Origin of the sequence: Cognaticolwellia mytili (genome assembly GCF_002104475.1) — a bacterium.
GTDB classification, from domain to species: Bacteria; Pseudomonadota; Gammaproteobacteria; order Enterobacterales; family Alteromonadaceae; genus Cognaticolwellia; species Cognaticolwellia mytili.
In genome coordinates this window covers 486,560-506,441 of the sequence record NZ_NBOF01000002.1, presented here as the reverse complement: position 1 = coordinate 506,441, position 19,882 = coordinate 486,560, and the positions used below count along the sequence as shown (strand labels likewise).

The following is a 19,882-nucleotide window of genomic DNA, read 5'->3' as shown; positions in this document are numbered from 1 at the left end:
ATTAGAGCTCATGCAGTTAGCCGCAACTTTTAATAAAATAAAGCAACAAAAACTCAATGTCTTTTCAGGCTTGGGAACGCCATTTTTAGTGATGGCAGCTCTCGGTATGGTTATTTTGCCGATGCCGGCATTTTTACTTGATATTCTCTTCTCATTCAATATCGCTTTATCGCTAGTCGTACTACTCATCACTGTCTACACCCTTAAGCCATTAGAGTTTGGTTCTTTTCCTGCGGTATTACTGATTGCCACCATATTGCGTTTAGCACTTAATGTTGCCAGTACCCGAGTGGTATTGCTCGAAGGGCATGAAGGGCCAGAAGCCGCAGGTAAAGTTATTGAAGCTTTTGGCTCGGTTGTTATTGGTGGTAACTACGCGGTTGGTTTAGTAGTTTTTGCGATTCTTATTATTATAAACTTTGTTGTTGTTACCAAAGGTGCAGGGCGTATTGCTGAAGTAACAGCACGATTTACCTTAGATGCAATGCCTGGTAAACAAATGGCAATTGATGCTGACTTAAATGCTGGTTTTATTACTGCGGATCAGGCACGAGAGCGACGTGTAGAAGTAACCAGTGAAGCTGATTTTTATGGTTCAATGGATGGTGCCAGTAAGTTTGTTAAAGGTGATGCCATTGCCGGTATATTAATTTTATTTATTAATATTATTGGTGGCCTAATTATTGGCATGGTGCAGCATGATCTATCTTTTGACAGTGCGGTAGAAATCTATACTTTGTTAACCATAGGTGATGGTTTAGTTGCGCAAATCCCTGGGTTGTTATTGTCCATCGGTACGGCGATTGTGGTAACACGTCAAAACACTGCACAAGATATGGGTGAACAGGTCAGCAGCCAACTTGGCCAAGAAAAATCACTCTATATTGCTGCAGGTGTGATGTTTGTCATGGGTATTGTGCCTGGCATGCCACATCTAGCCTTTTTGATTTTTGCAGCCTTGATTGGTGGTATCGCATTTTTTAGTGGTAAATATAAGATTGCAAAAGCAGCTGAAATGGCAGAGAAATCTCAAGCAGAAGAAGTGGAAACTCAACAACAGGAAGCTGAAGTAAAAGACTTGGGGTGGGATGATGTTAACCATGTTGATATTATCGGCCTTGAAATTGGATATCGCCTTATTCCACTTGTTGACAAGGCTCAGGGTGGTGAACTATTAAACCGTATTAAAGGTGTGCGGAAAAAGTTATCACAAGAGTTTGGTTTCTTAGTACCTGCTGTACATATTCGAGATAATTTAGATTTAGACCCCAATACTTATCAAATCTCATTAATGGGTGTGACTGTTGGGGAAGCAGAGATCAGGCATGACCATGAATTAGCGATAAATCCTGGTCAAGTGTTTGGCAAGCTCGACGGTATAACAACTAAAGATCCCGCATTTGGCTTAGATGCCGTATGGATAAAAAGCGAACAGCGAGAGCATGCACAGTCTTTAGGCTATACGGTTGTTGATTCTGCAACCGTATTAGCGACGCATTTAAGTCAAATATTGACCAACAACGCATCACAATTACTTGGTCATGAAGAAGTACAAAACTTGTTGGATATGCTGGCGAATAGCTATCCGAAACTTATCGAAGGCTTGATTCCCGATGTGCTGCCTCTTGGCAGTATTGTTAAAGTGCTACAAAACTTAATGAATGAAAGTGTTCCGGTACGTGATATGCGCAGCATTATTCAGACTCTAGTTGAGTACGGACCTAAGAGCCAAGACCCGGAAGTATTAACGGCAGCTGTACGCATTACGTTGCGTAAATTTATTGTCCAAGAATTGGTTGGCCCCGTGGCTGAAGTACCCGTCATAACTTTGTCACCTGAATTGGAACAAATGTTGCATCAGTCTATGCAAATGGCTGGAGACGATGGCGCAGGTATCGAACCAGGCTTAGCAGAAAGGTTACAAAAATCACTGTCAGACGGGGCGCAACAGCAAGAAATGGCTGGTGATAGCCCGATATTATTAACGTCAGGTATTTTACGTTCAGTGCTCGCTAAGTTTGTTAAATACACTATCCCAGGATTACGAGTAATTTCCTATCAAGAAATTCCTGATGATAAGCAGATTAAGATTGTTAGCGCTATCGGCCAGTAAAAATAATACTTCAAAGTAAGTTGTACTGAATTATAAGGGGTGGGTCGTGAAGATTAGACGTTACGTAGCAAAAGATATGAGAACAGCATTAGCACAAATTAAAGAAGAGTTGGGTGCTGACGCTGTTATTATGTCAAATAAAAAAATTGCTGAAGGTGTCGAGTTAATGGCGGCAGTTGACTATAACCAAAATGTCAAGCCAGTTGAGGCTGCAAAGCCTGAAGACCAAACAGAAGCTAATAAAGTGACAAGTCGTATTGATATGGCTGAAGATACTGTTGCTTTTTCAAGTACCCCTGAGCCGACCAAACAAACCAATGAAGCTCCTGTGGACAGCTTAGCTGCTTTGCTTAATCGCCAAGTTCAACAAAATGGCTATGATAAAACCCCAGCTACGCGAGCGTTTGATAGCCAAATTGCTAATTCATCTAGTCAATCTACTCGCCAGGCAGTAGAAAAAAACGATGCTGAACAACCCGATCTTGAACAGCAGTTTAAAGATTTCACCACACGTTTAGAGCAATCAAATACTAGTGGTGCACCTGCTAATCAAGTAACACCACAACATCAATCAATTCAACAAGAATTTGCTACACCAAATGACAGCTCTTCTGTGACCGCAGTACCGGTGACTAATGTTGTTCAGCCTCAAGAACAAAATCAAGTCAGTAGCAGTGATTTTGACCGTATGCAAAAAGAGATGTCTTCCATTCGTCAGTTACTTGAACATCAAATGTCAGGATTGATGTGGCAAGATATGGCACAAAAAGATCCTATGCGTGCAGTATTAGTTAATCGATTAATGGCGATGGGTTTAACAGAACAAATTGCTGACCAAGTGGCTAGTTATATCCCTGCCAGCACGAATGAAGATGATGCATGGCAACAAGCTAAACAAGTGATTTCGCAGCAGTTGAATACCACTAATAATGACATTATTCAACGTGGTGGTGTGGTTTCTCTTGTTGGGCCAACGGGTGTGGGGAAAACTACGACTATTGCTAAGCTAGCTGCACGTTTTGCACAAATGCATGGCGCGGAGCAAGTTGTCCTAATTTCAACTGATAGTTACCGTATTGCGGGCTTTGAACAATTAGCCACTTACGGCCGAATCATAGGTTGTCAGGTGAAACTGGCCAAGGATGGTAATGAACTTGATAGTCTTTTACAGCAATTTTCTCAGAAAAAATTGATCTTGATCGATACTGCTGGAATGGGCCAGCGAGATCTGCGTTTAAGTGAGCATTTAACTACCTTAATCGCTAATGCTCGTGTTAGAATCCGAAACTACTTAGTTTTATCCGCTAATACTCAACCACGCGTAATGCAAGAAAATGTTGAGCGTTTTAAGCGCATTCCTTTAGCTGGATGTATTTATACTAAGCTAGACGAAAGCCTTAGTGTTGGTGAAATTATTTCTACGTCATTGCAAAATGGATTGGCTATTGGCTATCTAACTGATGGACAAAGAGTTCCAGAAGATATTAAGGTTGCAAATGCTGAGAAATTAGTTACGCTTGCAGATAGAATGGCAATGAAATCTCAACCAACAGCAGTTTCATGGCGAACACCGGTAACTGCTGTTGCAATATAGCTACTTTGAAAGTAGTAAAGTTATATAGAGAAGTTACATAGATGATAGATCAAGCGAGTGGTTTACGTAAAATGCAAGATTCTCAACAAGTAAAAGTCATCGCCGTTTCTGGCGGTAAAGGTGGTGTTGGTAAAACTAATGTATCCCTAAATACTGCTATTTCTTTAGCACAGTTGGGTAAACGTGTTTTAGTACTTGATGCGGATTTAGGTCTTGCCAATGTTGATGTCATGCTAGGGTTGCGCGTACAACGTAACTTATCTCATGTATTATCTGGTGAATGTGAACTTGATGACATCATTATTAAGGGCCCTGCTGGTATGAATATCATTCCTGCAACATCTGGTACGCAATCAATGGTTGATTTAACATCATCGGAGCATGCCGGCCTTATTCGAGCTTTTAGCGATATGCAAACTAAATTTGATATCTTAATTGTTGATACCGCTGCAGGTATTTCCGATATGGTGTTAAGTTTTTGTCGTGCTTCACAAGATGTTTTATTGGTGGTGTGTGATGAACCAACCTCAATTACTGACTGTTATGCATTGATGAAACTCTTAAGTCGTGACCACGGCCTTTTTAAGTTTAAAGTAGTGGCTAATATGGTACGTAGCGAAAAGGAAGGCCAACAACTGTTTGCCAAGCTTTCGAAAGTCAGTGATAGGTTTTTAGATGTTGCTCTAGAGCTAGTGGCAGTGATACCGTTTGATGAAAATATTCGCAAATCTGTTAGGAAACAACAAGCCATTGTTGAAGCTTATCCTGATTCTCCTGCTTCTATCGGCTTTAAATCACTTGCGAACAGCTTAATCGGTTGGCCAGTTCCACAGCAGCCTTCGGGTCATTTAGAGTTCTTTATTGAGCAGTTATTAGAACATTAACCAGTAAACGAGTGAATTAGAGTGGCTAAATTACATACTTATAATGTTGATAAGTCTTCTTTATTGGAACAGCATACAGTATTAGTAAAGCGCATTGCCTACCACTTACTTGCTCGTCTTCCTGCTAGCGTTATCGTTGATGATCTTATTCAATCAGGTATGATAGGGCTACTTGAAGCGGCTAATAATTTTGATAATAGTAAAGGTGCTAGTTTTGAAACCTTTGCTGGTATACGTATTCGTGGTGCTATGCTAGATGAAATTCGTCGTGGTGATTGGGTTCCACGCTCAGTTCATAAAAATAGCCGACTGATTAGCGAGGCGATTAAAAGTTTAGAAGCAGAATTCGGCCGTGATGTAACCGATACTGAAGTTGCTGAAAAACTTGAAATTTCATTAAATGACTACCATCATATACTTAATGACGTTAGTTCAGGTAAAATATTAGGTATAGAAGACTTAGGCGTTAGTGAAGACGCTATTGATGTCGCAGGTAGTCATCACCATGATGATCCTTACGCGAGTATTGAACAAAGTATTTTTAAAAAATCTTTAGCGGAATGTATTTCTACTTTACCCGAGCGAGAAGCTCTAGTACTGTCACTATATTACGATGAAGAATTAAATCTTAGGGAAATAGGCCAAGTACTTGATGTTAGTGAGTCAAGAGTTAGCCAAATACACAGTCAAGCAATGCATCGATTAAAAGCACGTATGCAATCTTGGCAAAGTTGAGTAGAATAGCTATATTGTTAGAATTTTAAATGTTCTCACCGGAGGGTGCCTTGGATAAAAATATGAAAGTACTTGTTGTTGATGATTTTTCAACAATGAGACGTATAATAAAAAATTTGTTACGTGATATAGGCTTCACTAATATTTCAGAAGCGGATGACGGTAGTACCGCTCTGCCAATGTTAAAAGATGGTGATTTTGAGTTTGTAGTGACTGATTGGAATATGCCTGGCATGCAAGGTATTGATTTGCTCAAGGCAATCAGAGCTGATGCAAAATTGTCTCATATCCCTGTATTGATGGTAACTGCAGAAGCCAAAAAGGAGCAAATAGTCATGGCGGCTCAAGCAGGCGTTAACGGCTATATTGTTAAGCCATTTACCGCTGCAACTTTAAACACTAAACTTGACAAAATATTTCAACGTCTTGGTTAATCGTTAATTTTTGTTGCGCGAGGATGTCACATGACTATGAATACGAGTGTCCATATTTCTTTGGAACAGGCTAAATTGTTGGTTGAATATCTTGAATCTGATCAACAAGAAAAAGCTGATGAACTGATCGCAGAAATTCAAAGCCCAATTAATACCGAGTTATTTGCTGAAATAGGTAAGCTGACACGTCAGTTACATGACTCATTGAATAACTTTCAAGTTGACAGCCGTTTGAACGATTTAGCGACAGCAGATATTCCTGACGCTAAAGAGCGTTTGAATTATGTCATTAGTCGAACAGAAGAAGCCGCTAATAAAACTATGGACGCTGTTGAGTCTATTTTTCCAGTTGTTGATACTATTCAGCAACAAATTAGTGCGGTAAATCCGTTATGGAAAAAGTTAATGCATAACGAACTCGATATTGGTGAATTTAAAGCCCTATGTCGAGATATTGATACCTTGCTAAAAACTACGGAAAAAGAAACTAGTCATATGCATAGCTTGATGACAGATGTTTTAATGGCACAAGACTTTCAAGATCTTACTGGCCAAGTTATTCGGAAGGTTATTGATTTAGTGCATGAAGTAGAAGAAAGCTTAATTAATATGTTGACAGTTTTCGGCTTATCTTCTGAAGAAGCTAAAACAGTTAGCTTACCGAAAGTCGGTGAGAATTTAGTCGAAGGTCCAATTGTTAATACTGAAAGTCGTACTGACGTTGTAGCTGATCAGGACGACGTTGATGACTTATTATCAAGTTTAGGTTTTTAATAGGAGTTACTGAATGTCATTTGAACAAGATGAAGAAATTCTTCAAGATTTTTTAATCGAAGCAGGAGAAATACTTGAGTCCTTGTCTGAACAGTTAGTCGAACTTGAAAACGATCCCGATAACGCTGATTTACTTAATGCTATTTTTAGAGGGTTTCATACCGTAAAAGGTGGCGCAGGGTTTTTATCATTAACTGAATTGGTTGATGTCTGTCATGGCGCAGAAAACGTTTTTGATATTTTAAGAAATACCAATAACGATCGTACTGTTAACTCAGATTTAATGGATGTAATTCTACAAGCACTTGACACCATTAATGCCATGTTTGTACAAGTCCAAAATCGAGAACCTCTTGATTCCGCAGAGCCAACTTTATTAGCCGAATTACATCGACTATGTGATCCTGATGCTGAAAGTTCTGCGCCTGCAGCTATTGTTGAAGAAGCTGTTACACCTGTTGCTGAGACTGTTGAAGCGAGTTCGTCCGGTTCTTCAAGTGATGAAATGAGCGAAGATGAATTTGAACGCTTGTTAGATGAATTACATGGTAGCGGTGCGCCTAACACTCCTGCAGTTTCAGAAGCCGTACCTGCACCTAGTAGCACTGATAATAATGATATATCAGATGATGAATTCGAATCACTATTAGATGAGTTACACGGCCAGGGAGCATTTTCTCCTGAGGTTGCTGCTAATGCGAGCCAATCTATTGCATCGAATAATTCTAATGAAATCAATGATGATGACTTTGAATCACTTCTCGATGAGTTACACGGTAAAGGTAACGGACCAAAAGTACAACCTACAGCACCTGTAAATGAAACAGTAAAAGCAACGCCTAAAATTACAGCAAAACCAAAGGCTGTAGCTAAAAAAGATCCTGTTAAAGCACCTGTTGTAGCAAAAGCTGCACCAGCAGCTGATAAGAAAGCAGCACCTGCTGCACCGCAAGCTGAAACCACCGTTCGTGTTGATACTAAACGATTAGATCAAATTATGAATATGGTTGGTGAACTAGTTTTAGTGCGAAACCGCCTTACCAGTTTGGGTATGACAAAAGAAGATGAAGAGCTAACCAAAGCTGTGTCTAACTTGGATGCGGTTACCACAGATTTACAGGGTGCGGTAATGAAAACCCGCATGCAGCCAATTAAGAAAGTTTTTGGCCGTTTTCCACGTGTTGTTCGTGATTTAGCTCGTAGCCTTAATAAAGAAATAAAACTGATTTTAGAAGGTGAAGAAACAGATCTTGATAAAAATCTTGTTGAAGCTTTAGCAGATCCATTAGTCCATCTTGTTCGTAACTCTGTTGACCATGGTATTGAAGCTCCGGACTCTCGTGAAGCATCAGGTAAGCCAAGAGAAGGTGTTGTTGTTTTATCTGCATCTCAGGAAGGTGATCATATCCTACTAACTATTCGTGATGATGGTGCAGGTATGAACGCTGAAAAACTAAAAGATATTGCGATAGAACGTGGCGTCCTCGACACTGATGCTGCGGCTCGCATGTCAGATAAAGAAGCTTTTAGTTTGATTTTTGCGCCAGGTTTTTCAACCAAAACAGAAATTTCTGAAGTTTCTGGCCGCGGCGTTGGTATGGATGTGGTTAAAACTAAGATTGCGCAATTAAACGGCACGATTAATATTGACTCAGAAATGGGCGTAGGCACGATACTTGAAATTAAAGTGCCGTTAACCTTAGCTATTTTACCGACCCTGATGGTCGTTGTGGGCAAGCAAACTTTTGCTTTACCATTGGCTGGCGTTAATGAAATTTTTCATCTCAACTTAAAAACAACGAACGTAGTTGATGGGCAGTTAACTATTATTGTGCGAGATAAAGCTATTCCATTATTCTATTTAGATCAATGGCTAGTACGCAACTATGTTGATAAACCACGTGACCGTGGTCATGTAGTGATTGTGCAATTAGGTAATCAACAAGTAGGCTTTGTTGTTGATAGCTTAATTGGTCAAGAGGAAGTGGTTATTAAGCCATTAGATCGGTTACTACATGGTACACCAGGTATGGCAGGGGCAACTATAACTAGTGATGGTGGAATTGCCTTGATTATCGATGTACCTAATATGTTGAAATACTACGCAAAGAAAGCAGCTGTGAATAAAAAGCTACGTTCATAATTACATAATAATAATAGGAAGTAGATTGTAAATGTCCTTTAAAGTGTTGGTGGTTGATGACTCCAGTTTTTTTCGACGCCGAGTGACGGATATTCTCAATAAAGATCCTAATCTTGAAGTTATTGATACCGCTATTAATGGAGTTGACGCAGTAGAAAAAGCTATTGCTTTGAAACCTGACGTCATTACCATGGATATTGAGATGCCATTGTTAAATGGCATTGAAGCGGTTAAGCAAATAATGGCTAAAACCCCCACTGCTATTATTATGTTTTCTTCTTTAACGCATGACGGTGCTAAAGCAACACTGGAGGCATTAGATGCTGGTGCTTTAGACTTTCTGCCGAAAAAATTTAATGAGATTGCTAAGAATACTGATGATGCTGGAAGCTTGTTACGTCAACGGGTTATTCAATTAGCCCGTAAGAAATCAGTTAGAACACCGCGAATTTCAACCTCTCGTTCTCGCTCTCGCAATGATGTAACATGTAACACTACTCCACAGGTTTCACAAACAGTAACAGCAACGCGAAGTGAACGAACTCATGCCATACCAAAGAAAAGCTCAGGAAAACAGTATAAATTATTAGCTATTGGGACATCGACCGGCGGTCCTGTCGCATTACAAAAGTTATTAACCCAATTACCTGAAGATTTTCCACTACCGATCATTATGGTGCAACATATGCCGGCTGCATTCACTTTAGCCTTTGCTAATCGATTGAATACTCTTTGTAAAATAAAAGTTAAGCAAGCTGAGGCTGGCGATGTTCTTAAACCTGGTTGTGCCTATTTAGCCCCTGGTGGCAAACAAATGGTGATTGATGGTACAGAAAGCGCTGCAAAATTAAGGATACTTGAAGATGATTCAGAACGAATTGCTTTTAAGCCAAGTGTCGATATTAGTTTTGGTTCGGCGGCAAAAGTTTTTGGTGGTAACGTTTTAGCTATTATTTTAACAGGAATGGGAGCAGATGGACGCGACGGCTCTAAATTATTAAAAAATAAAGGCGCAACTATTTGGGCTCAAGATGAGGAATCTTGTGTTGTTTATGGTATGCCGCAAGCGGTAGCCGTAGCGGGCATATCTACACTCTCTTTGGCAATTGAAAGTTTTCCATCTGCAATTCTCAAGGAAATACAGCATGGATAAATTGACTATTTCGGGCTTAATTATAGCCATATTAGCAATTTATCTTGGTTTTGTTATAGACGGTGGAAGTATTACTTCTTTACTGGAGTTCCCTGCTTTCATTATTGTTTTTGGTGGTACTATTGGTGCAGTGATGTTGCAATCATCACAAAGCCAGTTTTTGCACGCAATGTCATTGCTAAAATGGATTTTTTGGGCTCCTAAATATGATATTGAACAAGGTATCGAGTCGATTGTTATTTGGGCCGAAAAAGCCCGAGAACTAGGTTTTTTGTCGCTTGAGCATATTGCTGAAGAAGAGAGTGACTTTTTTATTAGTAAAGGCCTAAACCTTTTAGTTGATGGTGCTGAAGTTGAAAACTTAAGGGACTCTCTCGAGCTTGATTTGGACTTATATCGAGAGCATAACTTGCGTTCTGCTCATGTTTACGAGTCGATGGGAGGTTATAGCCCAACCATTGGTATCCTAGGTGCGGTTCTTGGCCTAATTCATGCTATGTCTAACTTGGCTGATCCACAACTATTAGGTCAAGGTATTGCGACGGCTTTTGTTGCTACTATTTATGGTGTCGGTTTTGCTAACCTTATTTATTTACCCGTAGCGAATAAGATTAAAACCATTATTCATGAGCAAACCATGTATCGTGAGATGATGACTGAGGGCTTAATTGCTATTGCAAATGCTGAGAATCCACATTCAATTGAAAATAAGCTTTCTGCATTTCGGTTAGAGCAGTGAGTCGATTACGTACCAAGCGTCATTCAGTAGAGCACGACAACGTAGAACGCTGGTTGGTCTCTTATGCTGATTATATGACCTTGCTTTTTGCTTTGTTTGTTGTCCTTTATGCCATGGCCATGGTTAATGATAAACCTTTCGAAACGGCAACCGAGTCAATTGGACGAGTATTTCAAGCTAATGAAGAACAAACGAAAAATCGTGGCCACGGCGATGATATTTTGCCTGTAAATAGTTCGAAAACTAATAAGCGTTTATTTGGAAATGGTATTTTGGAAGTTGCCGGTCCTGAGCTAGTTGAAGGTGAAGTCGATTTGTCGAATATCTCAGATGCGCAAGTGGGATCAACGCTAACTTCGATAGAAGAAGAGCTAAATGAAGCATTATATGACCTTGTCGAATCAGGTTATGCACAGCTACAAATTGATGGCGACTGGCTCGAAATAGAGTTAAACAGTGGGTTGTTGTTTCCAAGTGGTTCTTCATCCCCAACTAATGCGGCACGAGATATTTTGACTGTCATTTCTCAAGTAATTAGTAATTCTAGCAACTATATTCGTGTCAGGGGTTATACTGATAATCAACCGATTGAAACAGAGATTTTTTCATCTAATTGGGAGTTGTCGGTGTTTAGAGCCACAGCTGTTTTAAGAGCTTTAGAAAAGATGAACTTAGATCCTGCGCGCATGGCCATAGAAGGATATGGGCAATATTACCCCAATGCAACCAATAAAACGGCAATAGGGCGAGCAAAAAATAGGCGTGTGGTCATTGCAATTTCAAAATATGGTTTAGAAAAAGCCAATTTATTGGCAACGCCGACGATATCGGTCAAAGATGTAGAAGCTATCAAGAAAATTGATATTAATAGTATTGAACAAGACGATATTCGTATTATAAGACTCAAGAATGGTGGTATTCGCATTACTACACGTGGCAATGATGCAGATGACAGTAAATAATAGGATATTCAATTGGTAGTTTGGACAGTAGCAAACCAAAAAGGTGGTGTTGGTAAAACAACATCAACTATTTCCTTAGCCGGATTGCTGGCAGAAGAAGGCTATCGTGTACTTTTAGTCGATACTGATCCCCATGCATCGCTAAGTTATTATTTTGGTATTGAATCTGAAGACTTAGACTTAAGTGTTTATGATTTGTTTTTGCAAGTTTCAACCAAAGAGCAAATCATGCAAGGCTTGTGTCCGACTCATTATGAAAATATTGATATATTGCCCGCTACTATGGGCTTGGCAACACTTGACCGCTCATTAGGAAATAAGGGTGGTATGGGATTAGTATTAAAAAAGGCCATACAAAAGATAGCTGATGAGTATGATTACGTATTGATTGATTGTCCTCCTATTTTAGGAGTGCTGATGGTAAATGCATTGGCTGCCTGTGAACGTATTATTGTGCCGGTACAAACTGAGTTTTTAGCGCTTAAAGGACTTGACCGGATGATGAAAACTCTTGAAATTATGCAGGGTGAGCAAAGTGAAGTGTTTAAATACACGATAGTGCCAACCATGTTTGATAAAAGAACGAAAGCATCATTGATGACATACCGTAGATTACAGGAGCTTTATGGTGATGCTGTTTGGCCTGGTGTGATACCGATAGATACTAATTTTCGTAATGCCAGTGTTGAACAAAAAGTACCATCTGACTATGCTGCAGCTTCTCGTGGTATCGTGGCTTATAGTAATTTATTAAAGCATTTAGTGTATTTAAAGTCAGTGAGTAAATAAAAATGTCAAAGTCCTTAGCGGCAAGTAAGCGATTAATGCAGACATATTTGTCTGAATTACTCACCGAAGAAACTAACGATAAAGTGGCTGTTCAGGTCAAAGAAAAACAAGCACAACCCATTGAACAGTTATTAAACCAAGTAAGCTTGCCTGCAGTAGCGACCAATCAAAGGGATACTGTCAGCAGCCATAAAACTAATGCTCGTGAAATATCAAAAACACAGATTGTAAATAAAAAATCTAAAGCTAATGTAAGTTCAGAGCCTGTTATAGATAGTATCACGGACAAGGTTGTTGATAGAGTAGCAGGTGCTGCTAAAGAAAAAAATATTGATAAAATCGATCGAGAAGAAATTACTACCCGTAAAAGTGCAGGGGCGTTCGAAGTTTTACCGCAAAAAGACTATCGCAAAGGAGACTTTCAAGCGATGTTTTTTGATGTAGCTGGCTTAACTGTCGCTGTGCCGCTAATTGAACTTGGCGGGATTCACAATAGTGATAAAACTACTGCCTTGATGGGAAAGCCTAAATGGTTTAAAGGCGTAATGTTACGCAGAGATGAAAAAATTAATGTTGTCGATACTGCATTATGGGTAATGCCAGAAAAATGTGATGAAAAATTACTTTCTGCTTTGGACTACCAATATATTATTATGTTGAATGATTCAAATTGGGGGTTAACTGCAGAAAACTTGGTTGATACAGTGACCTTAAAGCAAGAAGACGTGAAATGGCTAGATTCGTCGAACAAGCGGCCATGGTTAGCAGGATTAGTAAAAGATCGTATGTGTGCGCTATTAGATGTTGATTCATTAATTAAGTTATTGGAAAAAGGCGTAAATATTACCCAAGAATAATTGCTGAATTTGAACTTGTCAGTATACTTAGGGAATAAGTACTTTAGTCACCAAAATTGAATATAAATATTGAAAGAGGCCAGTGGTATGTCTGATGAAAGACGCAATGCAAGCAAGAATGTAGGCGCTAATGATGAAGTCGTTCAACGAGTTACATTTAAACTCGATAACGAAACATACGGCATCAACGTAATGCAAGTGCAAGAAATTTTACGTTACACAGAAATAGCGCCAGTACCTGGGGCGCCAGAATATGTTTTAGGTATTATTAACCTGCGTGGTAATGTTGTTACCGTTATTGATACTCGTGCTCGTTTTGGTATGGAATCGACTGAGCTTACTGACAATAGTCGAATTGTTATTATTGAAGCTGAAACGCAAGTTATTGGTATATTAGTTGATAGTGTCGCTGAAGTGGTATATTTGAAAACGTCTGAAATTGATCTAGCTCCTAATGTTGGTAACGATGAAAGTGCTAAATATATTCAAGGAGTTTCAAACCGAGAAGGTGAATTATTGATCCTAGTCGACTTAGATAAGCTACTCTCAGATGTTGAATGGGATGAGTTAAAACAATTCTAGCGCTACTTGTTTAAGCCTGTATTACAGGCTTTTTCAATTGAGTTGTACTTAAATAGTCTATGGAAAATATACCTGCAAACTTGATCAGTTTAGTCGCACTTTCATTAGTGATGTTAGTTGCCTTGTTATTATTAGCTTTGAAAAGTCGTTTGTCAGAGCAAGTTGTAGAACTATCGAAACAAGTACAAAACCAAGCGTTAATGTTAAGTGACTTACAAATGTTACTTGCGAAAAGTCAAACTCAGCTTAATGAAAATAAGCATCAGTGCGATGAATCTTTGCTTGAAAATGAACAGGTTTCTAAGCAATTAGAGCACCGTATTAAGGTGATCCAGGAACAATTCAAGACACAACTCCAAACTATAGAACAATTATTACAGCAGCAACCCGAAGATAAGTTATATTCCCGGGCGCAAAAACTAGTGGAATTAGGAGCTGATGTTGAAGAGATAATGCGAGAGTGCGATATTCCACGTCCAGAAGCTGAAATGTTAATGGCTGTCCATAAACAACAATCGTCAAATTATTGAAGACTGTCGAGTTCATAATAAAGTAAATAGCACAGAAATATAAACTTTACATTTTTTAAACAAAACTCTTGATACTCGTCACTTATTGCTCATGCTAAACTATCTATAAAAAAGTGCTCGCTAATATATTTTGAAAATTCAATAAATACTAGTGAAAGCTAAAAATCAATTGTTATTGTTCAAGGACTTTGCAGTGAATACCATAAGAAAAATTATTTCGAATATTAAAAATAGTACAACGATCGCCGCTGTATTGCTTTCATTACTTCTAGGTGCTTGTTCTTCAACACCAACATCAGAAGAGTCAGTTTCTGACCCGAAAGATCCATTAGAATCTATTAACCGACCATTTTGGACTTTCACTTGGGATTATGCTGATAAATATGTTTTTAAGCCAGCATCTGAAAGCTATGTAGAATATATGCCGAAAGAACTGCGTTCAGGCGTTCACAACATGGCACTGAACTTAAATGAACCATCGACCATTATCAATAATATATTGCAAGCCAAGTTTACTGATGCTGCTAAAACAACAGGGCGCTTTGTTTTAAATTCAACGGTTGGCTTACTGGGATTTTTCGACCCTGCAAGCGATTTTGGTTGGGATAGAAGCCAAGAAGAATTTGGCGAAGTATTAGGTAGTTATGGTGTTGGTGACGGACCTTATTTAGTTGTTCCTGCATTAGGACCATCGTCAGTTCGTGAAGAAGTTGGTGATTTTGTTGATCGTTATTATTGGCCTTTAGCAATTATTGATTTTTGGCCTAACTTACTGCGCTCAGGTGTTTTAGGGCTTGAAGCAAGAGCATCGTTAGCTGATCAAGAAGCCATTTTAAATGATGCGATTGACCCATATGAGTTTGTTAAAAATGCTTATTTTCAGAATATGCAGTATAAAGTGTACGACGGAAATCCACCGATTGAAGTGGATGCACAAGAAGAGGATGATATTGATTCATATCTTGATGAACTAGATGAACTAGATGAACTAGAGCCTTAACAAAGTTCTTTGGTATAACTGAAAAAGCGAACTTAATGTTCGCTTTTTTTATATTGATTAATCGCGCTATTTAAGTGCTTAAGGGTAACGTGCAACATAATTGGCCGTAAAAAAGTAAAGTAAGCCAGCATAACTATGATGATAGAACCGACTATAGCCATACCCTGTAAGTTGGCAATAAAGAGAAAAGGCGGTATTAACAGTATTAATTTAATAATGTTTAGCAGGAGTTTTTCAGGCGCGGTAAGCTTAGCTTGAGCTAAGGCAAGAATAGCTTGGCGCTGGTGTAAATTGTACGGTATGAGTTCAGGTATTTTATTAGAAGAAAAATAAATTGTCATAAGTGTATTAGGAAAACGATAAATTTATATTATTGTAACTAATGTAAAATTTATGAGCTAGTTATCAGCGGTAAAATTATCTCAATGTTAATTTTTTTTATGTGTAATGGAACTTATCTAATCCTGTGGTGACTATAATATAGCGCTTAATAAGTGATGGTGATAGAATTCGCGTAACTTTGCGCTTGCGCAGGTCCATTAGTTTATGATTTTTATATAGGAAACGGCATTTTCAATGAAAAAATTTATTTATCAGTATATTCTCTTACTTACAATATTGTGTAGTAGTTTCTCATTGTATGCAGCGCAATCACTAAACAATGTATCTCCGCAACAATTAGAGCAATTTAAAAAACTCTCTCCCGCACAGCAAAAGTCCCTTGCTCAGAGTATGGGCGTTGATATTCGTTCTTTACAAAAGCAAATGTCTTCGACAAAAAAATCTTCTACTGAAGGTACTGAGTCCAAAAATCAGCAATACTTCCCTCGAGGAACTAAGTTTGATGAATTCGGTAACCCAATGTTTGACGATGAGTTTACCGAAACGAACGAGCAAGAAGAGGAAGACGACGGAACACCTAAACCTTTTGGTTATGATGTCTTTGCTAATGCACCAACGACATTTGCACCAACGATGGATATAGCTGTTCCTGCTCATTATATTATTGGAGCTGGCGACGTATTGAATGTGCAAGTATTCGGTAAAGAAAACTTAGACTTTGAATTGGAAATATCAAGAGAAGGAAAGGTTGTTATACCGGAGTTAGGCCCCTTTTCGGTTGCAGGACTGACTTTTTCTGAATTAAAAAAATATCTTGCTAATGAAATTAAAAATAAAATATTTGGTGTTGATGTCGTTGTTACTTTGAGTGATATGCGCTCACTCCGTGTTTTTGTTTTAGGGGATGCATTTAAACCAGGCTCGTATGTACTAAATTCACTCTCGAGTATTACTCATGCATTATTTGCTGCTGGCGGAATAAACGACATTGGCTCATTACGTAATGTTCAATTAAAACGTGCGGGTAAGCTTGTTGCAACGCTTGATTTATACGATCTACTTATAACAGGTGATTCATCAGATGACTTGTTACTAAAATCAGGTGACGTTGTTTTTGTTGCGCCACTTGGTAAGCAAGTCACTGTCTCTGGTGAAGTGAGAAGACCAGCTATTTATGAGTTGCAAGGTACTGAAAGTTTTGATGATGTTATTAAAATGGCGGGTGGATTACTACCATCAGCATTTCCTTCTGCAACAGTAGTTGAGCGCTTTAATAATAATAACCTTCGTTCAATTGTTAATGTTGATTTATCGAACAAAGAAGCATTGTCATCATCAGTAAAAGCTGGTGATTTCATTAACGTGATGGAAACAACAGAGTTATTTCAGGAGTCGGTGACTGTTATTGGTGCGGTTACTCGACCAGGTAATTATCAGTGGGTTGCAGGGCAAAAAATTGCTGATTTATTACCTAATATTCATTCCTACATGCTTGATGATGCTGATTTAACTTATAGCTTGGTTATTCGCGAAAAAAATATTGGTCGTAATATTGAAGTACTACAATTTAGCCTCTTTGACGCAATTAGTAATCCATTATCTGCAGACAATCTCGCATTAAACCCTCGAGATAAACTACTAATTTTCTCGAATGTAGAAGTACCTTCTATTGATATTAAAGCGTTAAATTCTTTTGCATTAACCAAGCAGGAACTACTTGAAAAAGAAAAAGAAGAAGCCGAAAACCGACATGAAGAAAAAATGTTTTGGCAATATTATGGTGAAAATGCTGATACAACCTCTATCTATGGTGATATTGAAGTTAATAAAGCTGAAGAAACACTGAAACAAACCCTAGCATCAATTGATGAATTAACCGGCGTAGACAGTGAAGTGGAGCCTGAAGTTCGTGAGCTTAATTTTTTCTCAAGAAAAAGATTACTTACTCCTGTTATTGAACAATTAAGAAGACAGGCAGCTGCAGGGCAACCATTGCAATTAGTTGAAGTTGATGGCGCAGTAAAAACTCCAGGCATGTATCCGTTAGTTATCAATAACAAAGTAAGTGATTTAATCAAAGCTGCAGGTGGTTTGAAAGAATCGGCCTATTTAAGTAATGCTGAATTAACACGTAATGAAATTGTCAGTAACCATGCAAGAAAACTGGCAATGAAAATAGACCTTGGATCTGCTCTTCAAGGTGATGTAGATAAAAACCTCGTGTTGAAAAGTAAAGATAGATTGAACGTTCATCATATTCCAGCATGGCAAGAAAACCATATTGTAGAGTTACGTGGCGAGTTTATGTTTCCGGGTAAGTACACTATTCAAAGAGGTGAAACACTACGAAAACTTATAGAGCGAGCTGGTGGTTTTACAGATTTTGCTTACTTAGATGCATCGCTTTTTACCCGTGAAAAGTTAAAAACGTTAGAGTTACAAAACCTAGTTAAAGTGTCTGAAAATTTACGAATGGAAATAGCATCTAAAAGCTTATCTCAACGGGAAAATACCGCCAGTATTGACTATGAGCAAACGAGCCAGTTACTGGCCGATTTAACGAATGTTGAACCTGTGGGGCGATTGGTACTCGATATACCATTAATTATGTCTGACGATAAATTCGATGTCATTTTAGAAGATGGTGATGTGTTATACATGCCAGTCAAATTGAACTCAGTGAATGTGGTAGGACAAGTTCAACTTGCTACCTCACATATCCATAAAGATGATTTTTCCGCATTTGACTATATTCAACTTAGTGGCGGAAGTAAAAAGCAAGCTGATGAAGATAGAGTATACGTAATCAAGGCGAATGGTGCAGTGGAAATTCCAAGTGATGAAAACTGGTTCAGCAGCACTGGTCAAGGTTTGAAACCCGGTGATACTGTGGTTGTACCATTAGATACTTATTTCATGGAAGACTTAACCTTATGGGCATCTGTAACGCAAATTATTTATCAATCTGCAGTTGCTGTTAAGGCAATAAGTGGTTTGTAAGTAAATATGAATGCAGAGGAAAGCCGTATATCCTTACTGCTTCCCCTCTGCAATTGCATATAATATCTAATAATAATTATGAATAAGCTTATATTACACTGGTATCGTTGGAGTAAAACGCTATAATATACGCGTTTTTATACAATTATTTATTGGTTAATTATTTAATGCTTATATTCTCCCTTGCTTTATTTGTTGCATTCTCTGTGTCAATTTTGACAATCAAAGCATTATTACCGTTAGCTCCTCATGTTGGTTTAGTTGACCTACCCAATGAAAGAAAAAAACACGATGGTGCAATTCCCTTAATTGGCGGGCTTTCTATTTTTACTGGCGTGCTAATAGCGTCAAGCATATTCGTCGAACAAAGTCAGTTACTTAATCTTTATTTAATATCTTCAGCTTTATTAGTATTTATCGGCACGATGGACGATATTTACGATTTAAATGTTGCCCCTAGAATTATTTTTCAAGGTATTGTTGCCACTATTATGGTTTTTGGTGGCGGAATATATATTCATGAATTCGGTTATTTTCACTTGATTGGCAATGTCGATATTGAAGGCTATGGCATGATATTTACCATGCTTGCGTGTATCGCAGCGATTAATGCTTTTAATATGATTGATGGCATTGATGGTTTGGCTGGGTCTATGAGTATTATTTCTATTTCATCAGTAGCAATTCTAACGTTACTTGCCAATAACAATGCTGACGTACTATTGCCACTTATACTTGTTGTCGCGACTCTTCCTTATTTATTTTATAACGTTAGTACACGAAATCCACGTGGTAAAAAAATATTCATGGGTGATGCAGGCAGCATGTTCATGGGGTTAACTGTGATGTGGCTGTTAGTGCTAGGCTCACAAACTCAAGGTACACAAGTGGCATCTTTTAGGCCAGTGACCGCATTGTGGGTAATCGCTGTGCCTTTAATGGACATGTTTGCCATTATGATAAGAAGAATAAGAAAAGGTGATTCACCATTTAAAGCGGACAATGGTCATTTGCACCACATTTGTATGCGTGCAGGATTATCCTCCAGACAAGCATTAAGAGTGATCAGTGTTTTTTCTATCGCGCTTGCATCTTTTGGTGTATTGGGAGAGTACTTATTAATAAACGATTGGATAATGTTAACGCTCTTTATTAGCTTGTTTTTGTGTTATTCCTACGCCTTGCAACATGCGTGGAAGTTTATTCGAGTTATTAATCGTTAAGCAAAATTGAGTTTAGTTAGTTTTGCAT

The 19,882-nt window shown here is 38.4% G+C and carries 18 protein-coding genes; 17 read left to right on the top strand and 1 reads right to left on the bottom strand.

The window, feature by feature from the left end; translation table 11 throughout:
- Positions 1 to 10: 10 nt before the first annotated feature.
- The 15 genes from flhA to B7C41_RS07050 all read left to right on the top strand — a co-directional run bounded on the left by flhA (position 11) and on the right by B7C41_RS07050 (position 15,289).
- A complete protein-coding gene (flhA, locus tag B7C41_RS07120; protein ID WP_085298103.1) occupies positions 11 to 2,113 on the top strand; it encodes a flagellar biosynthesis protein FlhA in 2,103 nt (700 codons plus the stop codon).
- 46 nt (positions 2,114 to 2,159) lie between these two features.
- Positions 2,160 to 3,707: a flagellar biosynthesis protein FlhF gene (flhF, locus tag B7C41_RS07115; protein ID WP_085298102.1), complete on the top strand. Its 1,548-nt coding sequence runs from the start codon at positions 2,160 to 2,162 to the stop codon at positions 3,705 to 3,707.
- A gap of 41 nt (positions 3,708 to 3,748) precedes the next feature.
- Positions 3,749 to 4,591: a MinD/ParA family protein gene (locus B7C41_RS07110; protein ID WP_085298101.1), complete on the top strand. Its 843-nt coding sequence runs from the start codon at positions 3,749 to 3,751 to the stop codon at positions 4,589 to 4,591.
- A gap of 21 nt (positions 4,592 to 4,612) precedes the next feature.
- Complete coding sequence (locus tag B7C41_RS07105; protein WP_085298100.1) at positions 4,613 to 5,326, top strand: RNA polymerase sigma factor FliA; 714 nt, start codon at positions 4,613 to 4,615, stop codon at positions 5,324 to 5,326.
- Between the two features lie 50 nt (positions 5,327 to 5,376).
- Positions 5,377 to 5,760, top strand: coding sequence for a chemotaxis response regulator CheY (gene cheY / locus B7C41_RS07100; RefSeq protein ID WP_085298672.1), 384 nt, complete (start codon positions 5,377 to 5,379; stop codon positions 5,758 to 5,760).
- Between the two features lie 30 nt (positions 5,761 to 5,790).
- Positions 5,791 to 6,534 (top strand): protein phosphatase CheZ, encoded by a 744-nt coding sequence (locus B7C41_RS07095; RefSeq protein ID WP_085298099.1) that lies wholly within the window; start codon positions 5,791 to 5,793, stop codon positions 6,532 to 6,534.
- Positions 6,535 to 6,547: 13 nt separating this feature from the next.
- Positions 6,548 to 8,677 (top strand): chemotaxis protein CheA, encoded by a 2,130-nt coding sequence (locus B7C41_RS07090; protein ID WP_085298098.1) that lies wholly within the window; start codon positions 6,548 to 6,550, stop codon positions 8,675 to 8,677.
- 31 nt (positions 8,678 to 8,708) lie between these two features.
- Positions 8,709 to 9,830, top strand: coding sequence for a protein-glutamate methylesterase/protein-glutamine glutaminase (locus tag B7C41_RS07085; RefSeq protein WP_085298097.1), 1,122 nt, complete (start codon positions 8,709 to 8,711; stop codon positions 9,828 to 9,830).
- Entirely contained in the window at positions 9,823 to 10,569 is a 747-nt protein-coding gene (locus B7C41_RS07080) for a flagellar motor protein (RefSeq protein ID WP_085298096.1), read from the top strand. Before B7C41_RS07085 ends, B7C41_RS07080 begins: the two co-directional genes overlap by 8 nt.
- Complete coding sequence (locus tag B7C41_RS07075; RefSeq protein WP_085298095.1) at positions 10,566 to 11,531, top strand: flagellar motor protein MotB; 966 nt, start codon at positions 10,566 to 10,568, stop codon at positions 11,529 to 11,531. The genes B7C41_RS07080 and B7C41_RS07075 overlap by 4 nt, the downstream gene beginning before the upstream one ends.
- A gap of 12 nt (positions 11,532 to 11,543) precedes the next feature.
- The gene (locus B7C41_RS07070; protein ID WP_085298094.1) at positions 11,544 to 12,320 is read left to right on the top strand and encodes a ParA family protein; all 777 of its coding nucleotides are present in this window, start codon (positions 11,544 to 11,546) and stop codon (positions 12,318 to 12,320) included.
- 2 nt (positions 12,321 to 12,322) lie between these two features.
- Entirely contained in the window at positions 12,323 to 13,177 is an 855-nt protein-coding gene (locus B7C41_RS07065; RefSeq protein WP_085298093.1) for a chemotaxis protein CheW, read from the top strand.
- Between the two features lie 87 nt (positions 13,178 to 13,264).
- Complete coding sequence (locus tag B7C41_RS07060) at positions 13,265 to 13,759, top strand: chemotaxis protein CheW (protein WP_085298671.1); 495 nt, start codon at positions 13,265 to 13,267, stop codon at positions 13,757 to 13,759.
- Between the two features lie 59 nt (positions 13,760 to 13,818).
- Positions 13,819 to 14,289, top strand: a complete 471-nt coding sequence (locus tag B7C41_RS07055; protein WP_085298092.1) for a DUF2802 domain-containing protein — start codon at positions 13,819 to 13,821, stop codon at positions 14,287 to 14,289.
- Between the two features lie 193 nt (positions 14,290 to 14,482).
- On the top strand, positions 14,483 to 15,289 hold the full coding sequence (locus tag B7C41_RS07050) for an MlaA family lipoprotein (protein ID WP_328590770.1): 807 nt from the start codon (positions 14,483 to 14,485) through the stop codon (positions 15,287 to 15,289).
- Between the two features lie 32 nt (positions 15,290 to 15,321).
- On the opposite strand, the gene B7C41_RS20660 is transcribed toward B7C41_RS07050, so the two are convergent.
- Complete coding sequence (locus tag B7C41_RS20660) at positions 15,322 to 15,630, bottom strand: DUF6170 family protein (RefSeq protein ID WP_085298091.1); 309 nt, start codon at positions 15,628 to 15,630, stop codon at positions 15,322 to 15,324.
- A gap of 235 nt (positions 15,631 to 15,865) precedes the next feature.
- Here B7C41_RS20660 and B7C41_RS07040 point away from each other — a divergent pair, with 235 nt between their 5' ends.
- Both B7C41_RS07040 and wecA read left to right on the top strand, forming a co-directional pair.
- Complete coding sequence (locus tag B7C41_RS07040; protein ID WP_085298090.1) at positions 15,866 to 18,631, top strand: SLBB domain-containing protein; 2,766 nt, start codon at positions 15,866 to 15,868, stop codon at positions 18,629 to 18,631.
- Between the two features lie 167 nt (positions 18,632 to 18,798).
- Positions 18,799 to 19,854, top strand: a complete 1,056-nt coding sequence (wecA, locus tag B7C41_RS07035; protein ID WP_085298089.1) for a UDP-N-acetylglucosamine--undecaprenyl-phosphate N-acetylglucosaminephosphotransferase — start codon at positions 18,799 to 18,801, stop codon at positions 19,852 to 19,854.
- Positions 19,855 to 19,882 lie beyond the last annotated feature (28 nt).